This window comes from Brevundimonas sp., assembly GCF_041648115.1.
Lineage (GTDB): Bacteria > Pseudomonadota > Alphaproteobacteria > Caulobacterales > Caulobacteraceae > Brevundimonas.
The window spans coordinates 1-24,684 of sequence record NZ_JBAZPR010000016.1 but is presented as its reverse complement, the minus strand read 5'-3'; the positions used below and the strand labels follow the sequence as shown (position 1 = coordinate 24,684).

The window sequence follows — 24,684 nt, the reverse complement described above, 5'->3', positions numbered from 1 at the left end:
CAGCCAGGGGCTGCCCCTTCGGCCGTCACGATACAGAGCGGCTCGATAAGGAAAGCCTGTTCGCCTTCGTCGGAACTAGGCCCGCACGCCGGCATCGCCGTCGCAACAGAACGGGCTCATTTCGGGGAGCTTCTAGACCATGACTTTCAGACGCATCGCACTCGCGGGCACGGCGCTTGTCGCGCTCGGCCTGTCCCAACCGGCCTGGGCGTCGATGCAGGACGCCGTCCCCGTGCAGACGCTGGTTCAGTCTGTAAGCATTCCGTACGAAAGCTTCACGCTGGACAACGGCCTGCGGGTCATCGTCCACACGGATCGAAGCGTGCCCCTGGTGTCCTTCCACGTGATCTATGACGTGGGCGCCCGTCATGAGCCTGCAGGCAAGAGCGGCTTCGCCCACCTGTTCGAACATTTGATGTTCAGCGGAAGCGAGAACGCCCCTGGCGACTTCTTCACGCCCCTGAAGGCCGCAGGCGTCACGGCGAACAACGGCATGACCCAGGCGGACAAGACCAGCTACTACGAGACCGTGCCTACGCCTGCACTCGAACGCGTCCTGTTCCTGGAGAGCGACCGCATGGGTCACCTGCTCGGCGCCATCACGCAGCAGCGCCTTGATGAACAGCGGGCTGTCGTGAAGAACGAAAAGCGTCAGGGGGACAACGAGCCGGCCGGACTTGTCGAATACAAACTGACGGAGGGGCTTTATCCCGCCGACCACCCCTATGGTCACAGCGTCATCGGTTCGATGGCGGATCTGGATGCGGCGACGCTGGATGACGTCAAAAGCTGGTTCCAGGCGCACTATGGCCCCAACAACGCCACTGTGACCCTGGCCGGCGACATCGACGTCGCCACGGCGCGGCGACTGATGACCCAGTATTTCGGCGACATCCCATCGGGGCCGCGCATCGTGTCGCCTCCCGTGACAGTCCCGACCCTGCCCGCCCGCAAAGACGAAACCATGACCGATCGAGTGTCCGCGACGACACTGGTGCGAGCCTGGGCGGTGCCCGGACGGGACGATCCTCAAGGCGTGGCGCTGGAAGCGGCGGCAGGCCTTCTCGGCGCGCTCGGCTCATCGCCACTTCAGCAAATCCTGGTTCGGGACGAAAAGCTGTTCACGGGCGCATCGGCAAGCGCGAGCCTTTCCGATCGCGGGGGCATGTTCGTCGTCGCCGGCGAACTGGCTGAAGGCGTCGATCCCGTCGCCGCCGGAAAGAGGCTCGACGCCGTGATCGCCGACTTCCTCGCGAAAGGCCCGACCGCGGACGATCTCCAACGCTACATCACCCTGGACGTGACCGGCAGCCTTTCGGGCATCGACGCGGTGTCCGACCGTGGCTACGCCCTGGCGGACGGCAGCTTCCTCAGCGAGGGACCGGACTATTTCAAGGATCGCCTGGTCAGCCTGGCGGCGCAGACGCCCTCCGGCATTCAGGCCGTCGCCAAACAATGGCTTACACGGCCCGTGTATGCCTTGACCCTCGCGCCCGGTCCTCGTGTCGGCTACGTCGAGTCAGAGGCGGCGGATGTTGCGGTTTCGACCAAGACGGGAACTCAGGACGTCGCTCCACCGCGCGAAAGCGCGCGAGGCCCCATGCCTCCGGTCGGCGATGCGCCGGCCCTCAACTTCCCGCAAGTCGCGCGTCCGTCTTTGAGCAATGGTCTCGGCGTGGAGTATGTCCGCCGCGCCGCCAGCCCGATCACCTATGTCTCGCTGGAGTTCGACGCCGGGTCTGCGGCGGAGCAACCCGGCCGCATCGGCGCGCAAACAATGCTGCTGAATCTTCTGGATCAGGGAACCCTCACGCGCAGCCAGACTCAGTTCGCCAACGAGCTGGAACGCCTCGGAGGCGACATCCGTCGCGGCTCATCCAAGGACAGGACCAGCATCACCCTGTCTGTCCCCACCGGGAACCTGCCTGCAGCCGTCGCTCTTCTGGCCGACATGGCCAGGAATCCGGCCTTCGCCCCGGATCGGATCGAGCTTCAGCGCACCAGCCAGTTGGCCGCCATAGCCGATGAAGCGACCGATGCCCGAACCCTTGGCGACCGCCGCCTCATCGGGCTGCTCAACGCCGCCTCGCCCTACGTCAACGATCACGGGGCGGGAGACGAAGAGGCGGTTCGCGCCCTGACCCGCGACGATCTGGTCGCCTTCCAGCACGCCTGGCTGCGGCCGGACAAGGCCAGGCTCTTCGTGGTCAGCAGCGCCCCACTGGACGTGGTCCAGCCCCTTCTGGAAGAGCATTTCGGCGACTGGCGTCCGACCGGCCCCGCCGGCGTGAAGGACTTCACCCGTCCAGCCCAATCGGCGGCGCCGCAACTGGTCTTGATCGATCGCCCTGACTCGGCCCAGTCCGTCATCCTCGCAGGTCAGTATACCGGCCTGCGCAACATCGACGACCTTCTCGACGTTCAGGTCGCCAACGACGGTCTCGGCGGCGGCATTCTCGGCCGGCTGAACACCGACCTGCGCGAGCGAAAGGGCTGGACCTATGGCGTCAGCGCCGGCTTCCGCGCTCAGGCCTATGCGGCGAACTATATGGTCGCCGCACCCGTACAGTCCGACAAGACCGGCGCAGCGATCCAGACCATTCGGGAGATCGTCGCGAGCTACATCGGCGACCAACCGATGACCCAAACCGAGCTTACGCTTTCCGTCGATAGCCGAATGCGTTCGATGCCGGCTGAGTTATCGACATCGAAATCCATTCTGGACGCCCTGCGCTCGAATGCGATCTACCAACGTCCCGACAGCTATTTCTCGGATCAACTGGCTGCGCTCGGCGCCCTTCGTCTCGACGACGCGCAGTCCGCCATCCGAAACGTCGTCAATCCGGACAAGTTCGTCTGGGTCGTCGTTGGCGATGCGGAAAAGATCCTACCTCAGCTTCAGGATCTGAATCTGCCCATCCAGGTCGTGCGGTCTGACGCCGACTAGGGTGACGCCAGCGTGAAATGCGGGGTGCAGTCACACCCCGCATTTCATATTTTAACCTTTCGCGACATATTTTTGTAAGGAAGCATACAAATCCTTCGTCGATCTTCACAGGACAAGCATGTCCTGATGGATTTGGGGGCAAATCATGCGGTGCAGGGGTTCCATTCACGCCTATCTGGCGGCAGCCGTTCTGACCTCGATGTCGGCGGCTCCGGCCATCGCAGTCGCGCAGACCCGCACCTTTTCGGTGCCTGCCGCTCCCGCACAGATCGGGATCGGTATTTTCGCCGGCCAGGCCGATACGCAGGTTCTGATCAGCGAAGATGACGCTCGCGGCATCACCACCCGAGCCGTTTCCGGCGACCTGACCGTCGATCAAGCCTTGACGGCCCTGCTTGATGGCACCCCCCTCGACTGGCGCAAGACCGCCCCGAACAGCTATTCGATCGTCGATAGAGAGTATGTCGAGGCTGGCGCCTTGCCCGACATCATCGTGCAGGGCACGCGAAACTGGACCCTGAACACCGGCATTAGACGCAGCGCCGACGACAGCCAACCCTTCGTCGTCATCGATGGCGAGGCCATCCGGCGCTCCGGCGCCCCCGACCTCGAAACCTTCCTGCGCAATCAGTTGAGCGTCAACGCCTCTCCAGGAACCTCGGATCAGGCCGATTCCGGCTCACGCAACACCAGCAGCATCAATCTGCGTGGCCTGGGTTCGCGCGAAACCCTGATCCTGGTGGACGGGCGGCGGTTGGCGGGCACGACGAGCAGCGACGGAAGCCTGGGCCAGACCAGCATCGTCGGCATCCCCCTGGCCGGGATCGAGCGAATTGAAGTGCTCGCATCCTCGGCGTCCGGCATCTACGGCAACGGCGCCACCGGCGGGGTGATCAACATCATTCTTCGTCGCGACTACCGCGGCGCCGAGGTATCCACGACCTACAGCAACACCTTCAAGGGCGGCCGGGCCGGCAAGCGTTTCGACGCCACGGGCGGCCTGTCGCTCGAAGACGGGCGAACCAACATAACGTTCACGGGCAACTGGACTCAGACCGATCCCCTCTTCTATCGGGACCGCGAAGACCTGGTCCTCGCCAGCCGTCGGCAGGGCCTGGCGAACAATCCCGATTTTTATCGCTTCGCCGCCCCGCTGGGTACGACGCCGAATATTCGTTCCCTGGACTTCTCGCCTCTTCAGTTGGACCCGATCTACGGTGGCGCGACGCTGGGATCCTTCCGCACCTTCGTCCCGGCCGGTTTCCGAGGCGTGGCCACGGACGGCGTCGCGCCTCTGGTCGCCGGCATCGACGGCTATTCCTTGGGGCTTGCAGAGAATGCGGCTCCTGGGGGCGGAGATCGCGAGATGCTGTATGGCATCGATCAGATGGCGGCTTCCATCGCCGGCCGACGCGAGTTCACCTCGTGGCTCAGGGTCTATGCGGAAGCGGCCTGGACCCGTTCCGAAAGCCTCGCGCGAACGAACTCGGTGCCCCTGAACATAAATCTGGCGGCTGACGCACCCAATAATCCGTTCACGCAAGACATCCAGGTCACGGTGCCCTTCATCGGGGCCAACTACGAGTCCAACAAGTCCATCGCCGAAACCTACAGAGGCGTCCTGGGCGCGATTGTGAAACTGCCGGGTGACTGGCAGGCCGTGCTCGACTTCTCTCGTGGCCGCAACAAAACCTCTAGCGACCCCTCTCCCGCCAACATCGACCAAAGCAGCCTGATCCAGTTCCAGAACGGCAGTCAGGACATTCTTCGCGATGTGCGGCTGCCACCCGCTTTCAACTACGTCTACCAGCCGGTGCCCTACAGCTATAACAACGGTCAGACTCGTAACGACATCACCACCACGTCGCTGCAACTGGCCGGCCCGGTGCCGGTGAGCTTGCCCGGCGGCAAACCCACTGTGACCCTGCGCCTCGAACGGACGAGCCAGGACCAGGCCGCGAATTATGCCGCGCAGAACACCCAGAACTTCTCGGTCGTCAACTACTCGCCGCGCGGCCATCAGCAAGTCGACGCCGTCTATGGCGAAATCAATCTGCCGATTTTCGGCGAGGGCCGCACGCTTCCCCTGATTGAGGAACTGCTGCTCACCGTTTCCGCGCGTTACGAGCGCTACAGCGAGACCGGGTCACCCGCCTTCCAGTGTTTCGTTACGGAGGGCCCCCTACCTTCGCTGAACCTGCCCTCGCTTTGCACTGCCCCCATTGTCGAGGCCACGACCGAACAGTCCAGTATCAATCCCAGCTACAGCGTCCGCTGGCGTCCGGTCGCAGGGGTCACCCTGCGGGCCTCCTATGCGACGGGCTATCTGACGCCCAAGCTGACGGATCTGGTCAAGGTTCCGCAGGAACGCCTCTACACCACGGCCCTGGATTCTCTTCGCGGCAACGAGGTGATCGGCATCGAGGACATCGACTTCCCAGGCAACTTCTATGTGCCGGGTTTCCGTGGAGGCAACACTGACGTCAAACCCGAGACATCTAAAACCTTGACGGCCGGGGCGATCTTCACGCCGGCCTTCGTTCCGGGTCTTCGAGTTTCGGTCGATTGGACGCGGATCACCAAGCGCGACAACTACTTCGATCCCAGCCAGCTGCTGTTCCCCGGCTTCACCCCCGGAGGTCAGGCCGCCTTCGACTCCTTCCTGACGCGTTACCCGGATCGCGTCACCCGCGCTGCGCCGTCCGATGGCTTTGCGGTCGGCCGCATCACCAGCATCGACGCATCGATCGCAAACCTGGTGGGTTCGGAGAGCGAGTCCATCGACTTCGTAGCCAGCTACACGCGCAGTCTGTTCGGTGGCGATCTGAACTTTGACGCCAGCGCCACCTACGTCAGCAAGCTTGAGCTTCAGGAAGTGCCGCAAGGGCCCACCATCGATTACGCGGGTGTGATCAGCGACGACTTCCTGGGCCTGAGGGCCGGGTTCGGAACGATGAAGTGGAAAGGGGCTGCACGTGTGCAATGGACAGGCGAGAAGATCAGCCTTGCCTGGCAGGCGCGGTACTTCGACTCCTATTTCGTCAACGCAGACCGCAGCGTGTCGCTGAACCAGGGCTCGGCCACCATCGGCAGCCAGATTTATCACGATTTGTCGGGCTCCTATATCTTCGGACACGGCGTCACCTTGCGCGCCGGAGTGAACAATGTCTTCAACATGCGACCGCCGGTCGACAGCGTCTTTGCATCGCGAATCTACAGCACCTTCGGTGATCCGCGGTTGGCGAACTACTATCTTACCCTCGTGAAGAGCTTCTGATGGTCGATGCTGGCGAGCCCCCTGTCCGGTCGTTCGGTCCTATTGGCCGGACGACAGGGCTGAGGATCGACGGAACCTCCAGCAGATACGGGCCCAGGATTGACCTGCGGAAAGACAGGTGGCGCTGTCATGGCCGCGTCGGATAAGAATGGGGCGTCATCCCTCTTGGGACCGGGAGATTTGGTTGGTGTGAACCGGCAAGCGCCGACGACTGAGACGTCTCGCAACCGCCTCGCTGGCTGGGTGGCAAGGGAAGTCATGCCCCACGAGCCGGCGGTGCGGGCGTGGTTACGGCAACGCGGCCGCACGCCCGAGGACATAGACGACCTCATTCAGGAGGCCTACGCCAAGCTGTCCAGCCTCACCGCGCTCGAAGCGGTCGCCCGCCCCGGCGGTTACTTCTTCCAGATCGTCCGCAACCTGTTGATCGACCATATTCGACGCTCCAAGGTCGTGCGCATCGACGCCGTCGGTGAAATCGGCGACCTGCCCGGCCATGCCGACGATCTGAACCCGGAACGGATCACCTCCGACAGAAACGAACTGGCCCAGGTGCTCGCGCTCATAGAGACCCTGCCGCCGCGCTGCCGCGAGATCTTCAAGATGCGCAAGATCGAAGGCCTCTCCCAGAGGGAGATCGCACAGCGGCTGAATGTGACAGAAAGCGTCGTCGAGAATGACGCAGTGAAGGGATTGGCCTTGCTGGTTCGGGCAATGGCGACCAGATCGCCTCATTTTGACGGAGGTCGACCGTGAGCGCGCGCGAAACTGCCGATCAGATCGGCGAAGATGCGGCCCGTTGGGTCATGCGGATCGACCGTGAAGGCCACACGCCGCAGGTCGAGCAGGAGTTGAAGGTCTGGGTGTCGCAAGATCCCCGACGCGCCGGCGCCCTGCTGATGGCCGAAGCCTCGTGGGGCATGCTGGACGATCTCGGACAGCCTCAACACCAGACGGACCACAAGCGTGGCGCCGGGCGACCCACGCTGACGCGCCGGACGCTCTGGACGGGGGCAGGCGGCGCGATCGCCGCCTGCGCCGGCGCCGCGAGCCTGTTCATTCTGCTAAATCAGGGACAGGTCTACGTCACCGAAGTGGGCGAGATCCGTCGGGTGCCGCTAGCTGACCGATCGACCATGGCGGTCAATACGGCCAGCCAGATCAAGGTCGAATACTCGGATGCGCGCCGCGCCGTCGTCGTGGACTCCGGCGAGGCCTGGTTCCAGGTCGCCAAGGACAAGACCCGCCCCTTCGTCGTCTCGGCAGGCGATGTCCATGTGGAAGCGGTCGGCACGGCCTTCTCGGTAAGGCGGCGCGAAGCGGGCGCGGATGTGATGGTGACCGAGGGCGTGGTTCAGGTCTGGGTGGGCGATTCACGCGCAAACGCCGTCTTCGTCACGGCCGGCTCTGCGATCTACGCCGCGAACACGGCCCTGATCCGCCTGGAGCCCGAGATGCCGGCGCCCACGATAGAACGAAAGCTGGCCTGGAGAAGCGGCCGCCTAGATCTTCAAGGCGAAACCCTGCAGGCCGCCGTCGACGAGTTCAACCGCTACAACGCCACTCCCATCGTGGTGACCGATCCGGCCCTGGCGCAGGAGCGGCTGTATGGGGTGTTTCGTCTCGACGATGCGTCCGGCTTCGCCCAGACGGCGGCCGTGACGCTCGACGCCACCATCAGCGTCGAAGGCAATCGCATTCTTCTGACGCGGCCCGATTAGGGCCTAACGCCGTGACCGGAAAAAACAACCGCACTCCATCGATGCCACTCACGAAGGATTGGACCGCACGCGCTCGGAGGGCGAGGCGAGGGCTCGGTCAGGGCGGCTTTGGGCATTCAGTCACCCTTCCGTGACGCAGACCCCGCAGTGGCGCTGTGGTGCTCATGTGGGCGCCGTACCCAAAATGCAGCGGCGCCTTGTAGGCGCCGAGCAACCGAAGAGCCATGCAGAAGACGACGCCACCCACGAACAGGCTGACTCCTATGGCGATGAGCGTATCGAGCACCGGCCGCGGCTTCAGCGGTCGTTTCGGGCCGCCCCTCCGTCGTTTGCCGTAGCGGCCTTCTCGCCAATGAATGCTCCGGCCACGCACAATGAAGCGTGCCGGCCATGCGTCAGGGCCTGGCGTCGGGCGCGGGCGTGTCCTCATGACGCGCGAGGAGGATTTTCATGCGGATGATTTCGGCTTCCTGAGCCACGATGATCTCATCGGCCAAATTGCGCACGTCTCGGGCTTCGCCATACGCGACGGCGATTTTGGCCATCGCAAGCGCACCCTCGTGGTGGGCGATCATGCCTCGAAGGAAGTCGATGTCGGCGTCGCCCGTGTAGTTGATGCTCATGGCCTGGTGCATCTGCGCGCTGGCTTCGCGATAGGCGCGGGTAGAAGGACTGTCAGTCGATACGCCTTCGTGGCTCGCCTCTGTGTAGATCGGACGTGCGTTGACGGGCGGACCCGCCGCAGGGGCTTTACGGGTCTGCAGCGAGATCATGCCGAAGGCGAAGGCCGACAGGGCGAGAAATACCGCGATGACGGAAATCCAACCGAAACGCTTCATGACGATGTACTCGAAAGACCGGGCGAGACGACGGGGCCGGCCGCGATTGCGGTTGGAGGGGCGGGCCGGCTTCGGTCGCGGTAACCAAGCAGGCGCAGGGCGTTGAACACCACCAGCAGCGTGGATCCTTCATGGAGCGCCACCGCCGGACCTATGCCGAGGCCAAGGATGGTCGCCGGCACCAGAAAGGCGACGACGCCCAGGCTGACGTAGAGATTCTGGAGAATGATCCGGCGGGTTTGCCGACTGAGACCAACAGTGAAGGGCAGCTGCGACAGATCGTCGGACATCAGGGCGACGTCGGCGGTTTCAAGCGCGACGTCGGACCCCGCCGCGCCCATCGCGATGCCGACGGTCGCGGTGGCCATGGCCGGCGCATCGTTCACCCCGTCGCCCACCATGGCGATCTTGCCGTCTGCAAGGAGGCGTTTGATGGCGTCGACCTTGTCTTCCGGCATGAGGTCGCCCCAGGCTTCCGTCAAGCCGACCTGTCCGGCGATGGCCTGGGCGGCCTTTTGGTTGTCGCCCGAGATCATGATCATCCGCCCCACGCCGAGGGCGCGAAGAGCCGTTAGCGTCGACCGTGCCGCCGCGCGAGGCGTATCGAGAAGCCCGATGACGCCGAGATCCCGCGTACCGCGTCGCACGACCATCAGGGTCCGTCCCTGGAGTCGCAGCAGCGTCACGACAGAGGTCGCTTCGTCGCCGAGGGGCGCCACGCCGTCGACGCCGAACATCTCCGGCTTCCCGATCCAGATCGTCTCGCCGCCCAACTGAGCGGTCACGCCCTTGCCCGTCAAACTCTTTACGTCGCTCGCGACCGGGATCGCGATATCGCCCAACCGTTCGACGCCGTCGCGCACGATGGCCTCCGCCAGCGGGTGGTCGCTGAGCCTTTCGACCGCTATGGCGGCCGCCAGAAGATCGGCTTCCTTCGTCCCACGCACGGTCATGATCTCGGTGATGCGTGGGCGACCCTCCGTCAGAGTGCCGGTCTTGTCGAAGGCGATCGCGTTGAGCGAGCCGAGGTTTTCCAGAGGTGCCCCCCCCTTGATCAGAACCCCCGCGCGGGCCGCACGGGCGACGCCGGAGAGAACAGCGCTCGGTGTGGCGATGGCCAGCGCGCAGGGACTTGCCGCGACCAGAACCGCCATCGCCCTGTAGAAGCTGTCGCGGAACGGTTCATCGATGACGACCCAGGCGAACAGCAATACGAAGGCCAGAATCAGGATCACGGGCACGAATATGCGCTCGAACCTGTCCGTGAAGCGCTGGGTCGGAGACTTCTGCGTCTCGGCTTCGCTCACCATACGGACCACCTTGGCCAGGGTGGTGTCGCTCGATTTGCGGGTGGTCTCGATCTCGATGGCGCCCGAGCCATTGATGGTGCCCGCGAAAACGAGAGACGCCGATCCGACCTGGGCCGGTCGCTCGCGCGCCGCAACAGGGTCTGCGACCGGCTGCTTGTCGACCGGCATGCTTTCGCCGGTGACGGGGGCCTGGTTGATGCTCGTGGTTCCGACCACGAGGAAGCCGTCGGCGGGCAGTCGTTCGTTCGGACGCACCACTACGGTATCGCCCACCACCAGCTCTTCGACAGGCAGTTCGACGACCTGCCCATCACGTCGTACATGAGCGGTTCGCGGCGCCAACTCGGCCAAGGCCTCGATCGCGCGCTTGGCGCGGCCCATGGCGTAATGTTCGAGCGCGTGGCCGATGCTGAACAGAAACAGCAAGAGCGCGCCTTCGGCCCAGGCCCCGAGCGCCGCCGCGCCAGCGGCGGCGACCAGCATCAGGGTGTCGATCTCGAAACGCTTCTGACGGAGGTTCTCATAGGCCTCCCGCACCGTGAAGAAGCCCCCGAAGATATACGCAGCCACGAACAGGGCGATGGGGATCCAGCCGGGAAGCCCTTCCACCAGTTTTTCGAGGGCGAAGCCGACGCCCAGGGCGAAGCCGCTGCTCAGGGCGAAGATCAGTTCGGTATTGGAGCCCAGAATGCCGCCGTGATCGTGGTCGTGATCGTGATCGTGATCGTCGGACGCGCCTTCGGCATGGTCCGGTCGTGTCGTGCTGGTCATGAACAGAGTTCCGGCTTGGGGGCGGCCCTTGCGGGTCGGCTGTTGCAGTCGATCTCGGCGACCGACATGATCGAAAGAGCGGGATCGCGTCGTGGCTTGCGAAGGCGCGCCCTGCAAGTCGGCCTCGGCGTCATTCGCTCGGACGTCGTCATCCCGGCTCTCCCGACCTCAAGGCAGCGGCACAACGGCGCCGAAGCCGCCGAGTCGCTGAAGTTGTTCGAGCGCTCCGAACAGCGGAACCGCCAGGAGAAAGAAGAAGCCGTCACACACCGTGCGAACGAAGAAGACGGGCCGGACGAGGACTTCGGCTTCGTCTCGCCACAACGAGGGCTTGGGCAGGAACCGTGGAGTGCGCTCGCGATAGTTCTGATATTGGCTCCCGAAAGCATCCGTCAGGAAGCGTTCCTCGCGACCGACCACGATCCGAAAGACCACCCAGCAGGCGAACGCGAAAATCAGGCCGATGCTGAAGCTGCCCGATTGGGCGCCGATGCCGAACGCGCCGATGAAACTGAAGACGTACAGCGGATTGCGGCTGACCGAATACGGCCCTGCAGACACGATTTCCTGCTTTTTTCGACCGCCGATGTAGAGCGAACACCATGCCCGGCCGACGATGCAGACCAGGATGGCGATCAGACCCAACTGCTCGACAGGATGTTCGAGCACGGGCAAGGGTGCGACGAGCGTCGTGCAACCGACGAGCAGCAGACCGCCGACGAGAATGCCCGCCTTGCGCCACCTTTGGACGGATTGGATGTCGATCGTCGACCGTTGATCACTGTCAAGTTGAAGGGTCGCAGGAGTATCCACATTCACGTCCTGCCGCGCATCGGCAGGGACGCTATTGGATGGATCGTAGGGTATCATGTCGGCTCACCTGCGTCTGGAAGGTTTCTGGCCGCGTCGCGCAGGATATCGATGCCGCCCTTCACCGCGATGGCGGCGACGAGCACGCCGACAATCAGGTCAGGCCAGGCTTGATTGAGCCAGAGCACCAGCCCCCCGGCGACGAGGATGCCGCCGTTGGACGCGAAGTCGTTGAAGCTGAAGGTTTCAGCCGCCCTCATATTGATGTCGCCGCTCTTCTGGCGACGGATCAGTTGCAGGCAGATGAGGTTGATGACGGCTGCAACCAAGGCGAGAACGATCATGGTTGGGCCGATAGGTTCGGTTCCGACAAGGAAACGGCGACCGGCGTCCAAAAGGACGCCGGCGCCGAATATAAGCAGCATGATGCCGGAGAAACGCGCGGCCCCGCGTTTCCATGAAGCCGCACGGCCGACCGCAAAGAAGCTGATCAGATAGACTGCGGCGTCCGAGGTGTTGTCTACGGCGTTGGCCAGCAAGGCGCTGGAGTCGGCGGACCAGCCGCCGACCCCGAGCGCAACCGCGAGGCCTGCATTGAGCGCCAGAACCGTCAGCAGCGTACGCTGCTGCTGACGGTCGTCCTGATTGCGAGCAATCAATCTTCGATCCCTTCATCCTTGCGGTGACGGACTGCCTTGGCTGCAAAGGTCGGAAGGACCAGCAGGGTCAGGGCGGTTGCGGTCAGCAGCCCGCCGATCACCACGGTCGCCAGAGGCTTCTGCACCTCGGCGCCGGCGCCCTGGGCCAAGGCCATCGGGATGAAGCCGACGATGGCGACCATGGCGGTGGTCAGGACAGCCCGCAGACGACTGGACGCCCCGTCGATCGCGGCGTCACGCGGAGTCTGACCCAGTTGCAACCGCTCGCGAATGGCCTGCATCAGGACCAGACCGTTCAGTGTCGCCACCCCCGAGACGGCGATGAAGCCGACGGCGGCGGACACCGAGAAGGGCATGCCCCTCAGCAACAGGGCAAGCGCGCCACCGATCAAGGCCAGCGGGACACAGGCGAAGACCAGACCGGCCTCCGCGAACGATCCCAGGGCCATGAACAACAGCACCCCGATCAGGATGAAGACGATCGGAATGACCAGACCCAGTCGCTGCTCTGCGCGCTTCAGGTTCTCGAACTGCCCGCCCCAGGTCAGGCGAACGCCTGGCGGAAGCTGGATCTGATCGACCTTCGTCTGGGCATCCGTGACGAAACCGCCCAGATCGCGTCCCCGGACATTGGACTGGACCACCATCCGGCGACTGCCGTCGTTGCGGCTGATCTGGTTCGGACCTTCCGCGCTCTGGATACTCGCTACCGAGGACAGGGGCACGGTCACCCCTGTCGCGGTCACGATCGGCAGGGCCGCCAGGGCCGCCGGATCGTTACGCGCGCCGTCGGGAAGTCGGACGACGACATAGAACCTGCGATCCCCTTCGAAAATACGACCTGCCTGGGCGCCGCCGATCGCCGCCGAGACGGCTTCGGAGACGTCGGCCGCGGACAGGCCGTAGTTGGCCGCCGCGAACCGGTCGACGCTGATGGTCAAGGTCGGCAGGCCAGAAGCCTGTTCGACCCGGACGTCGGCGGAACCTGTCGTCTGGCGCAGGGCGCCGGCGACCTGATCTGCAACTCGCTGCATGGTGGCGAAGTCATCGCCATAGACCATAACGGCAAGGTCAGTACGCACGCCGGAGATCAGTTCGTTGAAGCGAAGTTCGATCGGCTGGCTGAACTCGAAGTTGTTACCGATCTGTTTGGAAGCCTCGGCTTCGAAACGTGCGATCAAATCTTCTTTGTTAAGCTTGGGATCCGGCCAGTCCTTGCGATCCTTCAGAACGATCACGCTGTCGGAGATGTTGGGCGGCATGGGGTCGACGGCGGCCTGTGCGGTGCCGGTCCGCGAGAACATGGTCTCCACTTCGGGCTGGGCGGTAATCACCCTTTCGAGGGTCATCTGCATCGCCAGAGATTGCTCCAGCGAGGCGGAAGGCACGCGAAGCGCCTGCATGGCGACGTCGCCTTCGTCCAGCGTCGGAATAAACTCCCGGCCAAGGGTCGTGAAGACCACACCACCGACGACCAGGGCGCCCAGCGCAGAGACCAGCACAATCATGGGACGATCCACGGCTGCGCGGATGGCGGGCTGGATCCAGCGGCGCGCAAAGCGAAGCAAGAACGTCTCATGTTCGTGGGCGTGGCCTTGCTCATCGACCTCGACCGTCTTGGGGTCACGCACCAGCAGCGCCGTCATCGCCGGCACGAAGGTGAAGGAGAAGATGAAGGCGCCGACCAGGGCCAGCATCACCGTTGCGCCCATCGGCACGAAGGTCTTGCCTTCGACACCTTCCAGCATAAGCAGCGGCGTGAAGACCAGCAGGATGATCAGCTGACCGAAGGCGGCCGGTTTGACCATCTGCCGCGCCGCCTGCATGGCGACGCCGAGCCGTTCGTGCCGGGTCAGCATCCGGCCCGCTTCCGCTCGACGCTGACTGAGCATCAGCAGGGTGTTTTCGACCACGACGACCGCCCCATCGACCATCAGGCCGAAGTCCAGGGCCCCCAGGCTCATCAGGTTTCCGCTGATCCCGAACCGGTTCATGCCGATGACGGCGAACAGGAAGCTGATGGGGATCATCAAGGCGGTAATGGTCGCCGCCCGGATATTGCCCAGCAGCAGGAACAGCACGACGATGACCAGCAGTGCGCCCTCGATAAGGTTGCGCGCCACGGTGGAGATGGTCGAGTTGACCAGGGCGCTACGGTCAAGGACCGTCACCGCCTCGATACTTGCGGGCAGAGACTTGCGAACCTCTTCAAGGCGTTCGCCCGCAGCCTGCGCAACAGTCCGGCTGTTGCCGCCGGCGATCATCAGGGCCGTGCCGAGCACCGCTTCGTGGCCGTCACGGCTGGCGCCGCCGAGACGCGGCGCCTGACCGATCTCGACAGTGGCCACGTCGGCGACGCGAACCACCAGCCCGTTTCGGTTTACGACGGGCGCCTGGGCCAGATCCTCGATGGTCGAGGCCAGGGCGTCGGTGCGGACCGTCAGCGCTTCGCCGGCGCGCTGGACATAGCCCGCACCAGCCTGGATGTTGGCTCGGTCGAGCGCCTGGATCAGATCGCTCATGCCCAGGCCGTAACTCGCCAGTCGAGCCGTATCGGGCCTGACGGCATACTCCTTCACATAACCGCCGACCGTGTCCACGCCGGCGAGACCGGGAGCCGTGCGCATCTGGGGCACGACGATCCAGTCCTGCACGGTTCGCAGATAGGTCGCCCGTTTCTCAGGCGTGGTCAGCAGGTCGCCTTCCGGGGTTAGATACCCCCCGCCCGCCTGCCAACCCGGCTTGCCGGGCTTGGCCAGATTGGCGCTGTTGAAGGGTTTGTAGTCGATGGTCCACATCAGCACCTCGCCAAGGCCGGTGGTGATGGGAGCCAGTGTCGGCTCCACACCGTCCGGCATCGCTTCACGCGCACCGGCCAGACGTTCGGCGACCTGTTGGCGAGCGAAGTAGATGTCCGTCTGGTCGGTGAAGATGATCGTGACCTGGCTGAACCCATTGCGGCTCAGGGATCGGGTCGTGGTCAGACCGGGAATACCGGCCATGGCCGTCTCGATCGGATAGGTGACCTGCCGTTCGATCTGTTCCGGCGCGAGCGCGCGGGCGACCGTGGTCACCTGGACCTGGCGATTGGTGATGTCCGGCACGGCGTCGATGGGAAGCCGTGTCAGTTCGAACAGTCCGTAGGCCGCGACGAGCGCCGTGGCCAGGACGATGAACCATCGGAATTTGACCGATAGCTCGATGATGAATTTGAACATGCGTCGTGCCCCTAGTGACCGTGCTCGGCCTCGCCCTTGGCGAGTTCGGCTTTGAGGAGGAAGGCATTGGTGCCGGCGATACGCTCAGTGCCTGTCAGGCCGCGCAGGATTTCTGTCCGCCCTCCGGCTTGCCGTCCGGCGAGCACAGGGCGCGCCTGGAAGCCGTTCGGAACCTGTACGAAGACGACGGCATTGCCATCGACAGTCTGGACGGCCTCCGTCGGCACAGTCAGGCCGCCGGCGGTCTGGTCGGTGACGATTGCGCCGGTGACAGCAGAGCCGGCCGGCGGAAGAGCGCCCCCGGTCGGTCGCGCCCTTATGACGGTCGCACCGCTTTCAGCGCCGGCGCCCGCCGCAACACCCGTGACGACAGCGTCGAAATCTCCAGCCGGGCTGCCGACCCGGAGAGGTGCGCCTGCACGAACCGTGGCCGCCAGCGCCGGCGGCGCGTTGAACACCATCTCGACGCGCGCCGGGTTGGTCACCTCGGCTACGACGCCGCCTTGGGCGACGAATCCGCCCGGTCCGACCTGAACATTCGTGACGACACCCGAGATCGGGCTCGTCACGCTGAGCCGCCCGGACGCATTGGGAGCCCCCGCAGCGCTTGATCGAGCCCGTGCGGCGCGGGTGTTCGCCTCGGCGCTCAAGAGTTGAGCGCGCGAGGCTTCGACTTCCTGGCGTGAGACAACGCCCTGATCGGCGAGGTTGCTGTTGCGTTGATACACTTGCCTCGCGGCCTCTGTTCCAGCTGCAGCCGCGTCGGCATCCGCTCTGAATGTCGCTGCTTCGCCGCTCACGATGCTGGCCAGGGGCTGTCCGACCCTTACCGACTGGCCAGGAGCCACGAGCACGCGCTCGACGCGGCCTCCGACAGACGCGGCAACTGCCGCCCGTGCGTCGATCATGGGTTCGACACGTCCGGAAAGTCGGGTTTCAGCCCCCCCTCCCCGGCCGACGCCGACGACAACCAGATTTGCAGCCTGGGCCTGGGCAGCGCTGAGGGCGACGAACCCTTCAGGCGCTTCGGCTTCGGCTCCGCCCTCGGCATGTGGGGCTTCGCCTTCGGCATGGCCGGCCTCTTCGGCGGCCGGTGCAGCCTTTTCTGCTGCAGCGGCGGGAGCCGGATCGGATCGACCGAAGGCCATATAAAGACCCGCCCCTCCAAGAAGAACGAGTGCGGCGACGCCGCCGATCAGCAGGGTTTTGTTGGATGTGCGCTTGCGCATCATTGGGCTCCTTGGAAGGGGGCGCGGCCGTCCTGGCGCGCGAGTTCGATTTCAGCCCGAACCCGTGCAAGACGGGCATCGACGGCAGAGGTTCTGGCGGCGACCAGAGCCGTTCGGCTGACCCGCAGTTCGAGCTGCGAGATCCGGCCGGCTTCGAAGCCGATGCGAGACAGTCGGTAGGCTTCGTCGGCAGCGGTCACGCCCGCGTCCGATGCCGCGACACGACTTGCCGATGCCGACAGTCGAGCACGAGCCGCCGCCCTGTCCGCCTGGGCATTCTGGCGGGCAGTCAGAAACCGCGCTTCAGCAGCTCTGAAATCCGCCTGGGCCGCTTCGATGTTGCCGCGGTTGCGATCGAACAGCGGCAGCGGCAGGCTGATGCCAAATGTGAGGGCGGTCGCATCCTCGACTTCGTAACGCCGCACACCGACGCTGGCCGTGACGTCGGGACGGCTGCGGATGCGCTCTATGGCTATGCGTCGCTCGGCAGCATCGCGCTGTGCGGATGCGACCCGCACCGTGGGGGCCTCCGCCGGGGCGGGAATCGCACCGGCAGGGATCCTGTTCAGCAAGCTGGAGTCTATCGTGGTGACCGGATCCGGCAGCATGGCCACCGCCGTCAGCCGCGCGAAGGCGGCTTCCTGTTCGGCTATGGCCTCATCGCGACGGGCGCGGGCTGCGGCAGCCTCGCTTTCACCCTGAATGCCCCGCAGAAGCGGCTCTCGGCCCTCTTCAACGAGCGCCAATGCGGCGCGCGCATCCGCGACGGTGAGCGTCAGGTTTTCCTCGGCCAGCACCGCCTGTCGTTGAGCGGCCTCGGCCTCCGCATAGGTAAGGGCCAGCCGCCCTGCCGCATCGACGATGGCAAGATCGCGTTGCAGGGAGACCGTACTCGCCTCGGCGCGCGCGAGGTTTATCCGCGCCGTCCGTCGACCCCAGAGTTCGAGACTCTGGCTTAAAGACAGCGTGGTTTCGGCATTGGAGTAGCCCGAGAACGGACCGGTGCCGAAGGCGTTCGCCGATTCGAGAGCGATCGTCGGATTGGGCCTCACACGGGCCTGACGGACTCGTGCTTCGGCGGCGTCAGACAGGGCGCCAGCTTCGAGGGTGGCGGGAGTTTGATCGAGCTGTGCGAGCAGCTCGGCGAATGACGGAGCAGGGTCAGCCCAGGCGGGACTGGCCAATACGGCCGCCAATGCGGCCAGCGCGCAGCCGACCGCGAAACGCTGCGGCCTGCGATATGAGGGAGGCATGATTCATATTCCAGAGGTTTGACACGAGATCGCGCGCACGGATGCGCAGACGCCGGGTCAGACTCTGGGAGGGCGCTTCAGGCCGTCGGGCGAGATCGACGACGGAGAATCACTGGAGGGGAAGGCGTGAACCGGGCGTGCGTAGATCTGCATCGCGATGTCGTCGGCGACATCCGCGCGCGCGGTTCCGTTATGGTGGCAGTGCCCGTGGGCGCAGTATCCGTGGCCGCCTTCAAGGTCGCCTTGGTCGCTATCGCCCGTATCCTGACCGACCACAGCGTGAGCCGAGGGCGTCTCGGGAGCGCAGGTCGCGGCGTCAGCGATCGAGGCGACGAAAAACACGGCGGCGACCAAGGTCACAGCCAGAATCAGTCTTGCCCATGTCGCCATTGACCAGGTCATCACGCGCTGGATACTTTTATTCGGCCGGAGGAGCAATCTGTTACAAAGTCCGCTTGATGCGACGGTTTTACTGCTCCGCAAGCAGACCTCGCCCGGCGAGCGATCGACGCACGCCGACAGGGGCCCTGCCTGGATCTCCGCCATGGAGTTCCGTTCGCCGAGATCCTAGGTGGACAGCTTGCGGAGGTCCCCTCCTCGGATTCCCCGCTTCGGGAGGGCCGATGAACTCCGTGATATTCTATGCGGGGATCGTGGCCAGGGCGACGCCCGTCTGGGCATATGCGGGCTAGGCGTTAGACAGTTGAAGTCTCGATAGACCTCATTTGGCGAACTCGCATTGATCACTGCCGTGGCGGGCGACACCACGTCCGCGATCGCCTTCTTCACCTCGATCAACCGCTCGCGGGCTTGGGCCAGCGTCAAGCCGGCCCTGCCGTAACGCCCGAGCGTCAAGGTCTTTCGACGACCGTTGAACCGATAGTCGTAGCGGAATGAGATTGCGCCGCCCGTCGAGACATAAACGTACATACAGCCCCTGTCGGTACTCTTGTAAGCCCTTGCTTTCAGACGCAAATTCTTCAGGGCAGTGTGGGTAAGCACGGTATAATCGCCTCTGTCCGTCGGCCCTCGAATTCTGTCGCGCCGAGACGGTTTTTTCCTATTCATCTCAATGACTTGCTCGAAATGAATAACGACAGGGCGTAGCCCCGATGTCAGGACGGTATGAGCCAGGGTCCGCAAGATCAATGCAGCGGCGCACCGTCGGCCAGTCCAACAAAACGAAAAAGACCCTCCGAATGGCTCCGAAGGGTCTCGACAGAATTCACAATGTTGTCAGGTTGTTAGAGTCCGCCTCGAAAGCAATACCGAATGCTACCGAAGGGTCGAGACTATTCCCACTCGATCCTTCAAGAGACCAGAAGGCGCTGATTTATCAGCGCCTTTTCTCTCATCCACGCACCATACCGCGCGAGCTACCGTCAGTTGAACAGTGCTGTTGAATTCATTGGTGAAATTCGACGTAATAAAATTCTAGTGATGTCGCCATCTATCGGCAGGCAACTCTGCTTCAAGCCCAACCAGCACCGCTATGACAGGCGACTAGGCAATAGGACTATACCGTATCATCGTACCGACAACAGACGCCACCGAAGCCGGTTGATACCGTCAGTCTCGCTTGGTCGAGTTGTTCAAAGACTCCGACGCCTGCTCCGGAATTGTCACCTCGACACGAAGACCGCCTCCTGGTGAGCGCAAGAACTGCACCTGTCCCCCATGGGCCTTCACAGTGGCGAGGACGATAGAGAGGCCCAGACCGCTCCCTCCGGAAGGGGCATTCGACGCGCGGAAAAAACGCCCTCCCAAACGATGCAGATCCGAGAAGGCCACGCCCGGTCCGTCGTCCTCGACGATCAAGCGTCCGGAAGTCGGGTCGTAGCTGATCAGGATTGAAGACTCTGCGTGCGCCTGTGCGTTCGCAAGGAGATTGGCGGCCGCTGCCCCGAAGCGATCCGGATCCACATTCAGCAGGGCGTCACCTTCGACGATCGACACCCGGGAATCGCCTTCCGCTCCCGCAAACAGTGATCGGAGCGTCACCCAGCGGCGATCTTCGTCGCTAACCGGCATCTCGTCCTCGCGCGCCAGGGCGAGAAGCCCCGTGACGAGGCGGGCGGTGCGATCGACAGAGGTCTGAATCTGCTCCAGCGCGCGGCTTCGAACGGCAGGATCCGAAGACGACGCCGCAATCTGCGCCTGGACACGCAGCCCTGCCAGAGGCGTGCGCAACTCGTGCGCGGCGGCGGCCGTGAACTCGGCCTCGCGACGCCGCGCTGCGCCAAGGCGTGACATCAGGTCGTTCAGCGCCAGGGCGAAGGGACGGAGTTCGCGGGCGTCCGGCGATACGTCCAACGCCGTCAGATCTTCCGCATCCCGTACCGCAAGGCTGCGGGTCATTTGTCGAATAGGGGCCAGCCCCCGCCCAACCGACCACCAGATCAGCACGCCCAGCGCCAGCAGGCCGAGGACCGCCGGACCGATCAAGGCGGTGACGACATTGCCGACCAGGTGTTCGCGAACGGCCAGATTGTCCCCGACCATGACCCGGAAACCGGCGTCACGATCATGCACCGTATAGACCCGCCAGCGCTCGCCCCGGATCGTGCGCTCAGAAAATCCGTCGCCCCCTTCCGACAATCGCTCCGCAGGCGCGCTTTGGGACCGACCAATCAGATCGCCTTCCAGCGACCAGATCTGGCAGGAGAGCTGACGGTCATAGACATCCGCGGCCCCGGTGTCCGGAGCCTGGATCGCCGGGCGCACGCTGCCGGCCTGCATCAGGGACGAAACCATGCGGGCCGACTCCATCAGGCGCCGGTCCAGCACCCGTTGCACTTCGGCTCGGGTTTGGATTTCAACCCAGACGACCGCGCCGCCCCAGACCAGGGCGGTCACGAGCGCGAGAGTGACGAACAGACGCAAGCGGATCGAGCTCATTGCAGGGTGTATCCCACGCCGCGGACGGTGCGGATGAAGCCGGCTCCCAACTTGGCCCGCAGATAGTGGATGTGCACTTCCACGGCGTTGGAGCCGATCTCCTCCTGCCAGCCGTACAGGCGTTCTTCCAGCTGACTGCGCGAGAGGACCTGTGCGGGCCGTTCCATCAGGGCCTCCAGGATAGCGAACTCACGTCTCGAAAGGGGCAGGTCCCCCTCTTCACGCCAAGCCAGACGCGACTTGGGATCGATGGTCACCCCGCCGTGGCGCAAGGCGGGGGTCGAACGTCCGAGCAGGCGACGCCGCACCGCGCGCAATCGCGCGGCCAGCTCGTCGAGATCGAACGGTTTGCCGACATAATCGTCCGCGCCGGCGTCCAGACCCACTATGCGGTCCCGACTGTCATCGCGCGCCGACAAGACCACCACGCCGACATCCATGTCGCGCTCTCGAACGAAACGCAGCACCGAAAGGCCGTCGCCGTCAGGAAGACCCAGGTCCAGCACGACCGCATCGAACGCCGAGCTTTCCAGCGCCGCGAGGGCGTCCTCGACCCGCCCGACGACCTCGACCGTCCAGCCACAGGCGCTGAGCCCGACCTGGAGGCCGTCAGCGAGAACGGGATCGTCTTCTATGGCGAGCAATCTCATGCGTTGTGACGTGCAAGCTCCGGCTTAAGCCTGACTTAAGCTCGCTTGCCCACGAGATGGCCATGAGGTTTTTCCGCCGACTGCTGCCCGCCGCTCTCGCTCTTCTGTCCTTCGCCCTGCCGGGTTCGGCCTTGGGTCAGGCTCCGCTTTCGCCTGACAAGGCCTTCGCCCTGACGGTGACGCGTGAGGCTGACGGCAACCTAGCCTTTGCCTGGGATATTGCGCCTGGCCATTATCTCTATCGTGACCACACCGTCGCCAGCACGCCGGGCGGGAAGGAGTCTCTGCCGCTGGAACTGGCTGCCGGCGAAACCAAAGACGATCCGGGCTTCGGCGTCGTCGACGTCTGGCATGACGCGGGTCGCGCGACCCTGTCGGCGCAGACGTTGACGCAGGCGGGCGAGCCGACGTCGGTCAACATCACCTATCAGGGCTGCCTCGAAGACTCGATCTGCTACCCGCCGATGACGCGCACCATCGACGTGCCGACCCGGCCGCAGTCCGACGTGGCCGCGCGGGAGGCCGATGCGCAGACCGCACAGGCCGCGGCTATGCTGGCGATCCAGGCGCCGGGCGCTGCACCCGCGCCCGAGAACGACGAGGGAGCGGCGGCGCCTTCGCCGGTCGCGTCATCGCCGGCGGTCACTCTGGACGCCAATCCGGGCTTCGTCGATCGCCTGGCGCTGCAGGGCGGGGCGACCTGGGTCCTGCTCGCCTTCTTCGGTTTCGGCGTGCTGCTGGCCTTCACGCCCTGCGTCTTTCCCATGTACCCGATCCTGGCCGGCGTCATCGGACGCGGCGTGGACGGGCGCGGCACGCGCCGAGGCCTGACGCTCTCCGTCGCCTATGTGCTGGGCCTTTCCATCGCCTTCGCCCTCCTGGGGGTCGCGGCCGCCTGGTCTGGACAGAACCTGCAGATGGCGCTCCAGTCGGTTTGGGCCGTGGGCGCGCTGGCTGTCGTCTTCGTCATCCTCGCCGCGTCCATGTTCGGCGGCTTCGAGCTGCAGCTGCCCTCGGCCTGGACCAGCCGCCTCTCCCGCGACGGCGGCGATGGGCGGCGCTCCCTGCCCTCAGCCGCAGGTCTGGGCTTCGTCTCGGCCCTCATCGTGGGGCCTTGCGTCACCGCGCCCCTGGCGGGCGCCCTGCTCTACATCGCCCAGACCGGCGACGTTGGGCTGGGCGCGGCGGCCCTGTTCTTCCTGGGCCTGGGCAAGGGGGTGCCCTTGATCGTGTTCGGCACGGTCGGCGCGCGCTTCCTGCCCAAGGCCGGGCCGTGGATGGACCGGGTGAAGATGCTGTTCGGCTTCATCTTCCTGGGCATGGCCTGGTGGCTGGCCAGCCGCATCCTGCCGCCGAACGCGACGCTGGCTCTCGGCGCGGCGCTGGCGCTCGGTCTGGCGGCGGCCCTCGGCCTGTTCCAGCCGCTGAGCCCGAACCTGAGAAACGGCGTCGCCCGCGTCGCCGGCCTGGCGGCCGCGACCTGGGGCCTGTTGCTGCTCGTCGGACTTAGTCTCGGGGCGGACGACCCGTGGCGCCCGCTCGAACCCCTGGCGCGTCCCGCCGGAGTCACAGCCGACGCGCCGGTGGAGACCGCGGCGGTCGTGCTCGATCAGGCCGCGCTGGACCGCGCCGTCGCCGATGCCGGCGCCCGCGAACGTCCCGCCCTGGTCTATTTCACCGCCGACTGGTGCGTCAGCTGCAAGGTGATCGAGCGGACGGTGTTCGAGGACCCCGCCGTGATCGCCGGCCTTTCGAACACCGACCTGATCAAGGTCGACGTCACGCGCAGCACCCCCGAGGCGCGCGCGCTTCTTGAGCGGCACGGGGTGGTCGGGCCGCCGACGATGATTTTCCTGTCGCCTTCGGCGACTGAAGCGCCGGGTAGCCGGTTGATCGGAGAGATGTCGGCCGAAGACGTCGCCTCCGCCCTGCAGAGCGCCGGAGCCGCCGCATGAACGCCATCACCCTGGGTCCGCTCGTCCTGTCGGGCGAACGGTTCGCCATCATCGCAGGCATATTCGTCTTCATGATCGGCGCCGGACTGCTGGCCAGCCGTGTCAGCCCGCGCTTCAACCTGTGGAGCACCGTCCTAGTCTTCGGCGGTCTGGCAGCCGCCCGCCTCGGTCACGTGGCGACGCATTGGGAGTATTTCGGCGCCGACCCGTGGCGGGCGTTCGCGGTCTGGCAGGGCGGGTTCAGCTGGATCTGGGTCGCGCCGGTCGTGATCCTGGCCACCTTCCTGCTGCTGCGCACCCCGCGCGAACGCGCTTGGGCCATTGCGCCTGTGCTGGCCAGCGCCCTGGTTTGGACCACCGCCCATCAGTTGGCCTCGGCGACGCAGCACATGGCGCCGCCCGCCCTGACGCTGGCCGCGATGGACGCCCCGCCCATCAACCTCTCCGCTCCGGGCGACCGGCCCACGGTGATCAATCTCTGGGCCACCTGGTGCCCGCCTTGCCGGCGCGAGATGCCGGCTTTGGCCCAGGCCGAAAAAGCCCATCCGAATGTGCGCTTCCTCTTCGTCAACCAGGGCGAGGGCGAAGCCGGCGTTCGCGCCTTTCTGCAGAGCCAGGGGCTGGCCCTCGACCATGTCCTGTTTGACGAGGCCATGGCGGTGCCGCGCCACTACGGCACGGCCGGCATTCCGGTGACCCTGTTCCTCCACGCCGACGGCCGCCTGGCCAAGGCCCACATGGGGGAAATCGCCCCCGAACAGATCGCGACCGAAATCGCGCGTCTGCATTGACCCCTCGCCTCACGGAGCTTCCATGAACCGCACCTTCGCCCCTGCCCTCGCCGCCGTCCTCGCGCTCGCCGCCTGCGGCCCCGCCGACGCCGACAACGGCGCGGCGCCCGCCAGCCCTCCCGCAGCGGCTGGACAGGACATGCCCGCCATCGCCCAGGTGGGTTTCAACGACCTGCTTCGGGATCCGGCCGCGCCCTTCATCGGCGCCGAGAACGCCGATGTGACCATTATCGGCTTCGTCGATTACAACTGCCCCTACTGCAAGAAGATGCAGCCGGAGATCGACGGCCTGCTGAAGGCGGACCCCAAGGTGCGCGTCCTGTACAAGGACTGGCCGATCTTCGGCGACGTCTCGG

Annotated in this window: 18 protein-coding genes; 7 read left to right on the top strand and 11 right to left on the bottom strand. The window is 65.0% G+C overall.

Features of this window, described 5'->3' with window-relative positions; translation table 11 throughout:
- Positions 1-139 precede the first annotated feature (139 nt).
- From WC597_RS14415 to WC597_RS14400, 4 genes are all read left to right on the top strand, one after another.
- Positions 140-2,947: a M16 family metallopeptidase gene (locus WC597_RS14415; protein ID WP_372694337.1), complete on the top strand. Its 2,808-nt coding sequence runs from the start codon at positions 140-142 to the stop codon at positions 2,945-2,947.
- Between the two features lie 145 nt (positions 2,948-3,092).
- Positions 3,093-6,224, top strand: a complete 3,132-nt coding sequence (locus tag WC597_RS14410) for a TonB-dependent receptor (RefSeq protein ID WP_372694335.1) — start codon at positions 3,093-3,095, stop codon at positions 6,222-6,224.
- 258 nt (positions 6,225-6,482) lie between these two features.
- Positions 6,483-6,980: an RNA polymerase sigma factor gene (locus tag WC597_RS14405; RefSeq protein ID WP_372694333.1), complete on the top strand. Its 498-nt coding sequence runs from the start codon at positions 6,483-6,485 to the stop codon at positions 6,978-6,980.
- Positions 6,977-7,945 carry a FecR family protein gene (locus tag WC597_RS14400; RefSeq protein WP_372694331.1) on the top strand — a complete coding sequence of 323 codons (969 nt, stop codon included), beginning with the start codon at positions 6,977-6,979 and terminating at the stop codon, positions 7,943-7,945. The genes WC597_RS14405 and WC597_RS14400 overlap by 4 nt, the downstream gene beginning before the upstream one ends.
- A 395-nt stretch (positions 7,946-8,340) precedes the next feature.
- Here WC597_RS14400 and WC597_RS14395 read toward each other — a convergent pair whose 3' ends face one another.
- The 11 genes from WC597_RS14395 to WC597_RS14345 form a co-directional block, all read right to left on the bottom strand.
- Positions 8,341-8,784, bottom strand: coding sequence for a DUF305 domain-containing protein (locus WC597_RS14395; protein WP_372694329.1), 444 nt, complete (start codon positions 8,782-8,784; stop codon positions 8,341-8,343).
- Positions 8,781-10,865 carry a heavy metal translocating P-type ATPase gene (locus WC597_RS14390; protein ID WP_372694327.1) on the bottom strand — a complete coding sequence of 695 codons (2,085 nt, stop codon included), beginning with the start codon at positions 10,863-10,865 and terminating at the stop codon, positions 8,781-8,783. Before WC597_RS14390 ends, WC597_RS14395 begins: the two co-directional genes overlap by 4 nt.
- A 168-nt stretch (positions 10,866-11,033) precedes the next feature.
- The gene (locus WC597_RS14385; RefSeq protein ID WP_372694325.1) at positions 11,034-11,735 is read right to left on the bottom strand and encodes an isoprenylcysteine carboxylmethyltransferase family protein; all 702 of its coding nucleotides are present in this window, start codon (positions 11,733-11,735) and stop codon (positions 11,034-11,036) included.
- Positions 11,732-12,334 carry a cation transporter gene (locus tag WC597_RS14380; protein WP_372694323.1) on the bottom strand — a complete coding sequence of 201 codons (603 nt, stop codon included), beginning with the start codon at positions 12,332-12,334 and terminating at the stop codon, positions 11,732-11,734. Before WC597_RS14380 ends, WC597_RS14385 begins: the two co-directional genes overlap by 4 nt.
- The gene (locus tag WC597_RS14375) at positions 12,331-15,552 is read right to left on the bottom strand and encodes an efflux RND transporter permease subunit (protein ID WP_372694321.1); all 3,222 of its coding nucleotides are present in this window, start codon (positions 15,550-15,552) and stop codon (positions 12,331-12,333) included. Before WC597_RS14375 ends, WC597_RS14380 begins: the two co-directional genes overlap by 4 nt.
- Positions 15,553-15,563: 11 nt before the next feature.
- Positions 15,564-16,781 carry an efflux RND transporter periplasmic adaptor subunit gene (locus WC597_RS14370; protein WP_372694319.1) on the bottom strand — a complete coding sequence of 406 codons (1,218 nt, stop codon included), beginning with the start codon at positions 16,779-16,781 and terminating at the stop codon, positions 15,564-15,566.
- The gene (locus WC597_RS14365; protein WP_372694317.1) at positions 16,781-18,034 is read right to left on the bottom strand and encodes a TolC family protein; all 1,254 of its coding nucleotides are present in this window, start codon (positions 18,032-18,034) and stop codon (positions 16,781-16,783) included. Before WC597_RS14365 ends, WC597_RS14370 begins: the two co-directional genes overlap by 1 nt.
- 57 nt (positions 18,035-18,091) lie before the next feature.
- Complete coding sequence (locus WC597_RS14360; RefSeq protein WP_372694315.1) at positions 18,092-18,580, bottom strand: hypothetical protein; 489 nt, start codon at positions 18,578-18,580, stop codon at positions 18,092-18,094.
- A 21-nt stretch (positions 18,581-18,601) separates the two neighbouring features.
- Positions 18,602-19,102, bottom strand: a complete 501-nt coding sequence (locus WC597_RS14355; protein WP_372694478.1) for an Arm DNA-binding domain-containing protein — start codon at positions 19,100-19,102, stop codon at positions 18,602-18,604.
- A 501-nt stretch (positions 19,103-19,603) separates the two neighbouring features.
- On the bottom strand, positions 19,604-20,932 hold the full coding sequence (locus WC597_RS14350) for an ATP-binding protein (RefSeq protein WP_372694313.1): 1,329 nt from the start codon (positions 20,930-20,932) through the stop codon (positions 19,604-19,606).
- On the bottom strand, positions 20,929-21,582 hold the full coding sequence (locus WC597_RS14345; protein ID WP_008264155.1) for a response regulator transcription factor: 654 nt from the start codon (positions 21,580-21,582) through the stop codon (positions 20,929-20,931). Before WC597_RS14345 ends, WC597_RS14350 begins: the two co-directional genes overlap by 4 nt.
- Positions 21,583-21,644: 62 nt before the next feature.
- Between WC597_RS14345 and dsbD the strand changes: the two genes are divergently transcribed.
- The 3 genes from dsbD to WC597_RS14330 form a co-directional block, all read left to right on the top strand.
- The gene (dsbD, locus tag WC597_RS14340) at positions 21,645-23,537 is read left to right on the top strand and encodes a protein-disulfide reductase DsbD (RefSeq protein ID WP_372694311.1); all 1,893 of its coding nucleotides are present in this window, start codon (positions 21,645-21,647) and stop codon (positions 23,535-23,537) included.
- Complete coding sequence (locus tag WC597_RS14335) at positions 23,534-24,328, top strand: prolipoprotein diacylglyceryl transferase family protein (RefSeq protein WP_372694309.1); 795 nt, start codon at positions 23,534-23,536, stop codon at positions 24,326-24,328. Before dsbD ends, WC597_RS14335 begins: the two co-directional genes overlap by 4 nt.
- A gap of 22 nt (positions 24,329-24,350) precedes the next feature.
- Positions 24,351-24,684 (top strand): thioredoxin domain-containing protein (locus WC597_RS14330; RefSeq protein WP_372694307.1); only part of this gene is annotated, 334 nt, incomplete at its 3' end.